Here is an 8369-nt window from a genome sequence, read left to right as displayed (position 1 = left end):
ATCCTCGACGCCCTCACCTGACATTCACAACTCAGGCACTAAGCCGAATGTCCGAACTCAGGTGGTGCCGTTGCGGGAGTTGGAGAACGCCGCCGCCTCGCCAGAGCCCTTCTCATAGCCCAGGTGCTCGGTCAGCTCGACCTGAAGGCCGCGTTCGAGGGTGGTCTTGATCAGCTCCGGGATGAACCCGCCGTCGCCGGTCAGATCGATCTCTCCGGCATCGATCTGGGCGAACAGCCCGTCCAGCGCGCCGGAGGCAGCCAGCTCGGCCGCCGCCGCGCAAGCTGGGCCCTCGGCCCGAGCAGCACGCCGCGCAGCGGTCCTGCCCAGCTTCTTCGACACGCTCGCCTCATCAGTCTCAGTGCTCACAGCAGTCATCTTCGTCCCTTTCCTGGGACCGACCGCTTACACAGACCATCTGACACCCCCGCCTGTTTCACCCACGCCCTGACCAGCGGGGACGTGTCGTTGGTGCTCTACGACGTCACCACCCTCTACTTCGAGGCAGAGAATGAAGACGAGCTCCGCAAGGTCGGCTACTGGCAAGGAACGCCGCGTCGACCCCCAGATCGTCGTGGGCCTGTTGGTGGATCGACGCGGGTTCCCTCTCGAGATCGGCTGCTTCGAGGGCAACAAGGCCGAGACCACCACGATCATCCCGATCGTCAAGCAGTTCGCGCAGCGCCACGGCATCGCAGACATGGTCGTGGTCGCCGACGCCGGCATGCTCTCCGCGGGCAACCTGCGCGAGCTCGACCAAGCAGGACTCCGGTTCATCGTCGGATCCCGAGTGACCAAAGCCCCCAAGGACCTGGAGTCCCACTTCCGCTGGCACGGCACCGCGTTCACCGACGCCCAGGTCATCGACACCATCACCCCGCGCGATCAGCGCGGCACCGCGGTGAAGTCCAGCGACCCTCATCGACGCGCCGAACCCGTGTGGGATCCGAAGGTGCATGCCAAATCGTGGCGAGCGGTGTGGGCGTACTCGACCAAACGAGCCGCCCGGGACAACAAGACGCTGACGTTGCAAGAGAACAAGGCCCGCGCCGTCGTCGCCGGCGAGAGGACCGCCCGGACACCGCGGTTTGTCAAGACCCGCAACGGCGCCACCGAGCTCGACGAGACCTCACTGGCCAGAGCGCGTGACCTCGTCGGGCTCAAGGGTTACGTCACCAACATCGAGGCCGCCCTCATGCCCGCGAGTGAGGTGATCGCGAGCTACCACGACCTCTGGCACGTCGAGCAGTCCTTCCGGATGTCCAAGACCGACCTCGCGGCCCGGCCGATGTTCCACCACACCCGCGACGCGATCGAGGCACACCTCACCATCGCGTTCGCAGCCCTCGCGATCGCACGCGACCTGCAGAGCCTCACCGGGCTGAGCATCAAGAAGATCGTCCAGACCCTGCGACCGATCCAGCAGATCAGCGTGCAGGTCGCCGGCCACGAACACCTCGCCGCCGACCCGATCACGCCCGTTGCTGAGGCGATCATCCACGCGCTCGGCATCGGTGCTCAGTGACACACCCCGGTGGCACGAGTCAGGTTCAACGCCGGGCAGACAGGCCTACAGACCCAGGCGACCGCCGAGCGGATCTCGGCCGCGACCGTGCTCACCGGCCGCGGGCCCCCGATCCTCTCCGATCCGCCGCCGGAACCCGTGCCGCTCCGGCGGCGGATCGGATCCTGACCGACGCCTGCTCGGGTCGGCGGATCAGTCGCCGGCCGGGCGGAAGAAGCGCCCCTGCAGAGCATAGAGCTCCAGAGCGACGACCAGGTTCGAGTGCCGCTGCGGGTCGTCCACGTCGCCGATGAGCCGGATGATCGACTCCTTGCGCTTGTAGAGCGCCTGGCGAGAGCAGTGCAGCGCCTGAGCGGTGAGCTGCATGCTTGAGCCGTGAGAGAGGTAGGCGGTCAAGGTATCGACGAGGCTCGTGTGGTGTCTGCGGTCGTGCCGGATCAGCTCGCCGAGCTCCTTCTGGACGAGCTTGGCCGCCAGGGTGTCCCCGGCGAGGCGGTTGAGAACCATCCGGGCCGCGATCAGCGGCGCGGAGAGGACCCGGTCGCGGATGCCCAGCGACGTCGCCAGGGACAGGGCGTGCCTGGCCTCGGGCAGGCGGAGCGCTGCGTCGGTCATCTGGCCGGCCTCGCCGCCGGCGATCGCGATTCGGCAGGTGGTCCCGTCACCGCGGGGCCGAGCGAAGCCATCGACCAGATCGAGCATCTGGGCGCCCAACTCGCGGCCGTTGCGCCCCGGCACGAGAGCGACCACGTCACCGGAGATCACCGAGGTCAACCGGTCCTGGCGCCCCTCTGCGTTCGCGAGGAGCTCCTCCAGCAATGCCGCTGTCCCGTGTCGGCACCCGCGCACGACGACGGCGCAGTAGACCCCGTCGGCCGGGGTGACGCCGACCTCGGCCAGCCGGCGCTGGAGGCTCGAGGGTCCGATCTGACCGGCCTCGAGCTCTTGAAGCAGCCGGGCTCGCCGGGCGGAGCTGTCGGTGGGCGCGGGAGGGTGGACGACGAGCCGTCGGGTCATGATCGCCTCTTGCCCCGCCTCGGCGAGCTCGACGAAGGGCACGACGTCGTGTAGGGCGATGATCGGCACGTCGTGCTCGCGCGCCGCGTCGAGCATGGGTGTCGGGACGGCGGAGAAGGTCCATCCCAGCTCCAACGCGAGGGCGCCGCGTCGTTCGCCGAGCGCCGCGATATAGGCGCGGATGCCGGGAATGCCTCGACCGACCAGGCCAAGGCCGGAGGTCAGCAGCAGCTCCTCGCCCTTGAGCAGGGTGACGGCCTCGGCGAGTTCGCTCGTGTGCACCCAGCGCACGGGACGGTCGACGAGGTGCTCCCCGCACATGATCTCGGGCTTGCAGCGCCGGTAGGGCTCGAGCTCGAGCAGGTCCGTCAACGCCAGGGGGGTGGACATAGCGTCTCAGGATAGCGATCAGGACGTTACATCGCGTTAACCCGCTGGTGAAAACGCCAGGGCCATACTGTCAGGAAATCTGGTCCGACCCGGGAGGCTTCAGTGCCGCTGCCATCATTCGCCTACGCCCGTCCGAGCAAGCTCGACGAGGCCCTCGAACTGGTCGCCGCCGGCGGGCGTCCTCTCGCCGGGGGGCAGAGCCTGGTCGCGGCGATGAACCTGGGACGGGAGCGGCCGGACCGGGTGATCGACCTCAACCGGATTCCCGAGCTGGCCCGCATCGAGGAGACGGATGACGGGCTGCTGATCGGGGCCCTGGTGAGACTGGCCACGCTGCGGGAGTCGGACCGAACGGCGTCGCAGGTCCCGCTCCTCGCCGCCGCGCTGCGGCACGTCGCGCACGTCCAGGTCAGGACGAGGGCCACCGTGGGCGGCAACCTGAGCCAGGCTGACCCAGGATCGGAGATCCCCGCCGTGACGACCGCGCTGGGGGCCTCGTATCGACTGCGCAGCGTACGAGGGGAGCGCTGGGTGCCTGCCGCCGAGTACGCCACCGGACCCTACCGGACCTGCCGGGAGCCCGACGAGATCCTCACTGACGTGTCAATCCCCATGCACGCCGGCGTCGTCGCGGGCTTCTTCGAGGTGACCCGCAAGATGAAGGACTGGCCGATCATCGGCGCCGGGGCGCAGCTCCGGCTCCGGCAGGGGCGCATCGTTGACGCGTGGGTCGCCGTGTGCGGAGCCGCGGGACGCCCGTCGAAGCTGAGCGGTGTGGAGGAGGCGCTGGTCGGTTCGCCGGCCGTGCCCGACGTCCTCGCCGAGGCCGCCCGGCTGGCTGGTAGCGCCGAGGACTACCCCGGCGCCCGCAGCGGCGTCGCCTATCGCCAGCACGTCCTTCCGGTGGTCGTGGAGCGCGCCCTGCTGAAGTCCGTCGAAGCCGGCGACCTCGAGGAGATGGCCTCATGAGCGAGCTCCTTCCGGTCCGCGTGCTGGTCAACGACGAGTGGTACGAGGACGACCTCTCGCCCAGCCGCACCCTGGCCGACTATCTGCGCGACGACCTCGACCTGACGGGAACCCACGTCGGATGCGAGCACGGAACCTGTGGCGCCTGCACCGTCCTAGTCGACGGTGAGCCAGTGCGCTCCTGTCTCATGCTCGCGGTGCAGACGGACGGATGCGCCGTGACGACGGTGGAGGGGGTCAGTCCCGCCGGAGAGCTGTCCGCGGTGCAGCGTGCCTTCAACGAGAACCATGCGATGCAGTGCGGGTTCTGCACACCGGGATTCGTGGTCTCACTGACCGCCCTGGCACGCCAGGAGCCGCGGGCGAGCGAGGAGCAGCTCGTCGCCACCCTGGACGGCCACCTGTGCCGTTGCACCGGCTACCAGAACATCCTCAAGGCCGGCCGTCAGATCCTCAGCGGAGAAGGAGACAAGGAATGACCGCCACAGCAGCCCCCGCACCGGTGCGTCCGAAGTACGTCGGGCAGGCGGTGCGACGCCGCGAGGACTCGCGTCTTCTCCAGGGCCAGGGCAGCTTCGTCGCCGACCTGAAGCGGCGGGGAACGCTCCATATGGCGCTGCTGCGCTCGCCGGTCTCCCACGCGCAAATCGGGAGCATCGATGTGAGCGCCGCGAGGGCAGGTGCCGGCGTGCTCGACGTGCTGACGGCCCGCGATCTCATCGAGGTCGGCGACATCCCTTGCATCGACATCTACCCCGACTCGAAGCCGGCCACCCACCCGATCCTCGCGACCGATCGCGTGCGCTACGTCGGCCAGCCGGTGGCCGCCGTGGTAGCCCGGACGGCGGCTCAGGCGGAGGCCGCCGTCGGGCTCATCGAGGTCGAATACCGGCCGCTCCCCGCCGTTGTGGGCCTCGACGAGGCGCTCCGGGCGGAGTCCGAGCTGCTCTACCCCTCGTTCGGCACTAACGTCGTGAACACCGTTCCGCAGGACGTCGGCGATGTCGAGGCCGCCCTCGCCGCCGCCGATCGGACCTACACGGAGACCTTCCGCATCCACCGGTACGGCCCGATGCCGATGGAGACCCGCGGCGTCCTGGCTGAGATGGATCCCGTGACGCAGCGTCTCGTGCTGCACACCTCGACCCAGTTCCCGCACCTGGTGCGGCAGTTCCTCGGAGGTGTCCTCGGCCTGCCCGAGAGCCAGATCCGCGTCGTCGCACCGGACGTGGGAGGCGGCTTCGGCGGCAAGTGCGAGTTCTATCCCGAGGAGGTGCTCGCACCCGTGTTTGCGATGCGCCTGCGCAAGCCGATCCGCTGGATCGAGAGCAGGGCCGAGCACATGGTGTCCTCCAGTCAAGCGCGCGAGCAGCGCCATGAGGTCACGGTCGGGGCGACGAACGATGGGGAGATCACCGTGATGACGGTGGAGTCGTGGACCAACAACGGCGCCGCGTTCTGCACGTTGGCGACGACTCCGGCCAGCATCTCCTCCGCGATGACGCGCGGGCCGTATCGGATCCCGAACTACCGGGCCCGAGCCCATTCGGTGGTCTCCAACAAGACTCCGCTCGCGGTCTACCGGGGAGCCGGTCACCCGCAGGGCGCCCTGGTCATGGAGCGGATGATCGATATCATCGCGGCGGATCTCGGGCTGGACCGGGTCGAACTGCGCCTGAGGAACATGATCACTCCCGCCGAGCTGCCGCTGGACCGCGGGACCGACATCGTGCTGGGCGGACACGTGGAGTACGACAGCGGCGACTATCCCGAGACGCTCGCTCGCGCGGCCGCGATGATCGGCTACGCCGACCGGGAGCAGGCCAAGGCGGAGGCACTGGCTCGGGGCAGGCACCTCGGCATCGGCCTGTGCTGCTTCGTCGAGGAGACCTCGATCGGCCCCTACGAGGCGGCGACGGTGAAGGTGGACGCCAGCGGCAAGGTCACCCTGCTCACCGGGTCGTCCCCCCATGGACAGGGCCACGTCACGACCTTCAGCCAGCTGGTCGCCGACGAGTTCGAGATCCCGATCGAGGACGTGACTGTGCTCTACGGGGACACCGATGTGGTCACCGAGGGCGTCGGAACATTCGCCTCTCGCAGTGCAGCCATCGGCGGCGCTGCCGCCCGCAAGGCAGCGGAGGACGTCAGGAGGAAGGCGATGCGCATCGCCAGCCACCTACTTGAGGTCGACCTCGAGGACCTCGAGTGGCACGCCGGCGGGGTCCAGGTGAAGGGAGCGGCGCAGGCCCGGCTCGAGCTGGGCGCCATCTCGGCGGCCGCGACGCCGTGGAACGCGCCTCTGCCCAACGGCATGGAGTGGAACCTGGCGGCCACGCACAATCACCAGGTGCCCGGCATCGCCTTCGCCAACGCCGCGCACGCGGCCAAGGTCGAGGTGGACACCGGCACCGGTCAGGTGAGGATCGTGGACTACGTAGTCGTGCACGATTGCGGTCGGGTGATCAATCCCCTCCTGGTCGAAGGTCAGGTCATCGGCGGCGTCGCTCAGGGCGTCGGCGGCACCATGTTCGAGGAGATCGTCTACGACGCGGACGGGCAGCCGCAGTCCCTCACGTTCAACGACTACCTCCTGCCCACGGTCTCCGATATCCCGTGGGTCCGCACAGACCACCTCGAGTCGCCCAGCCCGATGAACCCCTACGGCTTCAAGGGCGCCGGAGAGGGTGGCGCCTCCGGTGCGCCCGGGGCGGTGGTCAATGCCATCTCCGACGCGCTGGCCCCCCTGGGCGTGTCGCTCACGAGCGACGGCCCCTGGACACCCGAGAACGTGATCGCGGAGATCCTCAAGGCAAGGAGCACGCAGGCGTGACCGTACGCATTCTCGCCCACGCCGACGTCCTCACCTTCGACAACGACGGCACCGTCCATCGTGACGGGGCGGTGGTCTTCAGCGAGGAGTCGGGCACCATCCTCGATGTCGGTGATACCGCCGCGATCGTGGCGCGGCATTCCGAGGCGGTGCTGCAGGACTGTCGGGACCGGATCGTCATGCCCGGCATGGTCAACACCCACACCCATCTCTTCCAGACTCTGTTGAAGGGCCTCGGAACTGACAAGGTGCTCTCAGAGTGGTTCACCTCGATGACGGCTCCGGCTGCGACGGAGCTGACGTGGGAGGACTGCTATATCGCGGCTCTGCACGGTTGTGTCGAGGCGTTGACCACCGGCACCACCACGTTGCTCGACTTCATGTACGTCCATCCGCGACCCGAGCTCACCGACGCCGTCGTCGCGGCTATGCGGGACAGCGGCATCCGGGGCGTCGCGGCCCGCGGGTACGTCACGGCCGGAGCCGACGTCGGGATGCCCGACGCGCTGATCCAGCCGGTCGACCGGGCGCTCGCCGACGCGCACCGGCTGATTGGGGAACACAACCGCCCGGGCGCGCTGGTGCAGGTCGGGATCGCGCCCTGCATGAGCTGGGCGGTCGACGAGGCGACACTGCGCGAGACGCGCCGGCTCGCCGACGAGACCGGCGCCCTGATCACGATGCACCTGGCTGAGTCGGACTTCGACGTCGCCGAGTCCCTGCGGCGCTTTGGCTGTCGGGATACGGCGTTCCTCGAGCACACCGGGCTTCTCGGCCCGGATCTGGTCGCGGTGCACTGCGTGCAGTGCGACGCCGACGACGTCCGCCGCCTCGGCGCGGCCGGTACGTCGGTCTCCCACAACCCCTGCAGCAACCTCTACCTCGGCTCAGGGGTGGCGCCGGTTCCGGAGATGCTCGCTGCCGGGCTCGATGTGGGGCTGGCCACCGACGGCCCGGCGAGCAGCAACAACCTGAGCATGCTGGACGCCTTGAAGTTCGCCGCTCTCGTGCCCAAAGGGGTTTATCGCGACCCCCGGATCATCACCGCCGACCAGGTGCTCGCGATGGCCACTCGCGGTGGTGCTCGCGCGATGGGCCTGGGTGCCGAGGTCGGGAGTCTGGAGGTCGGGAAGGCCGCAGACGTCCTGGTGATCGACCAGACCACGCTCAGCATCGCGCCGGTCCACGATCCAGCGGCCTCCCTGGTGTACTCCCGGCGCGGCGACGAGGTGCGCGACGTATGGGTGGGCGGTCGACAGGTCGTGGCGGAAGGCTGTCCGACGATGGTCGACCCGGACACGGTGCGCGCACGGGCCACCCGGGCTGCGCGCGGCCTCGCGTCGAGAGCCGGCGTGTCCCGCTGAGGCGGCGTCTAGCCGTGCCCCGGCCCCGTCGCGCCAAGGCGGGTGTGCTGTCCGTCCATCGATCGCAGGGAGGCTCCGGTGAGCGCCACTGAACCTTCCCGCTCGGCCAGGAGCTCGACCACGTCGACCCCGACCAGGTGCTCGAACAGGCCGCCGCCAAAGGCATCCGCTTCATCGTCCCCGGCGAGGCCGACCGAATGGCCGACCCACCTGACTTCGGACACACCCTCGTGACTTCTCGGGTCGCAGGTCGCTGACCTGGGGTGATGGT

General features: G+C 69.0%; 6 protein-coding genes and 2 pseudogenes. 5 read left to right on the top strand and 3 right to left on the bottom strand.

Annotated elements, in window-relative coordinates; genetic code table 11:
• Positions 1-60 precede the first annotated feature (60 nt).
• Positions 61-378, bottom strand: a pseudogene (locus CCO04_RS29025) (IS256 family transposase); the annotation flags it as partial.
• Here CCO04_RS29025 and CCO04_RS28070 point away from each other — a divergent pair.
• Positions 343-1525 (top strand): annotated as a pseudogene (locus tag CCO04_RS28070) (IS1634 family transposase); the annotation flags it as partial. The pseudogenes CCO04_RS29025 and CCO04_RS28070 sit on opposite strands and share 36 nt — an antisense overlap.
• Positions 1526-1717: 192 nt before the next feature.
• Here the strand turns inward: CCO04_RS28070 and CCO04_RS28065 are convergent.
• A complete protein-coding gene (locus tag CCO04_RS28065; RefSeq protein WP_215817485.1) occupies positions 1718-2932 on the bottom strand; it encodes a PucR family transcriptional regulator in 1215 nt (404 codons plus the stop codon).
• Positions 2933-3034: 102 nt separating this feature from the next.
• Between CCO04_RS28065 and CCO04_RS28060 the strand changes: the two genes are divergently transcribed.
• The 4 genes from CCO04_RS28060 to CCO04_RS28045 are packed head-to-tail and all read left to right on the top strand — an operon-like array spanning position 3035 to position 8098.
• The gene (locus CCO04_RS28060; RefSeq protein ID WP_215817484.1) at positions 3035-3901 is read left to right on the top strand and encodes a xanthine dehydrogenase family protein subunit M; all 867 of its coding nucleotides are present in this window, start codon (positions 3035-3037) and stop codon (positions 3899-3901) included.
• A complete protein-coding gene (locus CCO04_RS28055) occupies positions 3898-4380 on the top strand; it encodes a (2Fe-2S)-binding protein (RefSeq protein WP_215817483.1) in 483 nt (160 codons plus the stop codon). Before CCO04_RS28060 ends, CCO04_RS28055 begins: the two co-directional genes overlap by 4 nt.
• On the top strand, positions 4377-6734 hold the full coding sequence (locus tag CCO04_RS28050; RefSeq protein ID WP_215817482.1) for a xanthine dehydrogenase family protein molybdopterin-binding subunit: 2358 nt from the start codon (positions 4377-4379) through the stop codon (positions 6732-6734). The genes CCO04_RS28055 and CCO04_RS28050 overlap by 4 nt, the downstream gene beginning before the upstream one ends.
• Positions 6731-8098, top strand: coding sequence for an amidohydrolase family protein (locus CCO04_RS28045; protein WP_215817481.1), 1368 nt, complete (start codon positions 6731-6733; stop codon positions 8096-8098). Before CCO04_RS28050 ends, CCO04_RS28045 begins: the two co-directional genes overlap by 4 nt.
• A gap of 8 nt (positions 8099-8106) precedes the next feature.
• Here CCO04_RS28045 and CCO04_RS28040 read toward each other — a convergent pair.
• A partial coding sequence (locus tag CCO04_RS28040; protein WP_215817480.1) for a hypothetical protein occupies positions 8107-8369 on the bottom strand: 263 nt, incomplete at its 5' end.

Origin of the sequence: Pimelobacter sp. 30-1 (genome assembly GCF_018831735.1) — a bacterium.
In the GTDB taxonomy this organism is placed as follows: domain Bacteria; phylum Actinomycetota; class Actinomycetes; order Propionibacteriales; family Nocardioidaceae; genus Nocardioides.
The sequence above is the reverse complement of the archived record's forward strand: the minus strand, read 5'-3'. Positions and strand labels throughout refer to the sequence as shown.

Bases quoted from the DNA above. Each gene is read 5' to 3' on its own strand.
- CCO04_RS28065 (WP_215817485.1), bottom strand. From the start codon at position 2,932: ATGTCCACCCCCCTGGCGTTGACGGACCTGCTCGAGCTCGAGCCCTAC.
- CCO04_RS28055 (WP_215817483.1), top strand. From the start codon at position 3,898: ATGAGCGAGCTCCTTCCGGTCCGCGTGCTGGTCAACGACGAGTGGTAC.
- CCO04_RS28050 (WP_215817482.1), top strand. From the start codon at position 4,377: ATGACCGCCACAGCAGCCCCCGCACCGGTGCGTCCGAAGTACGTCGGG.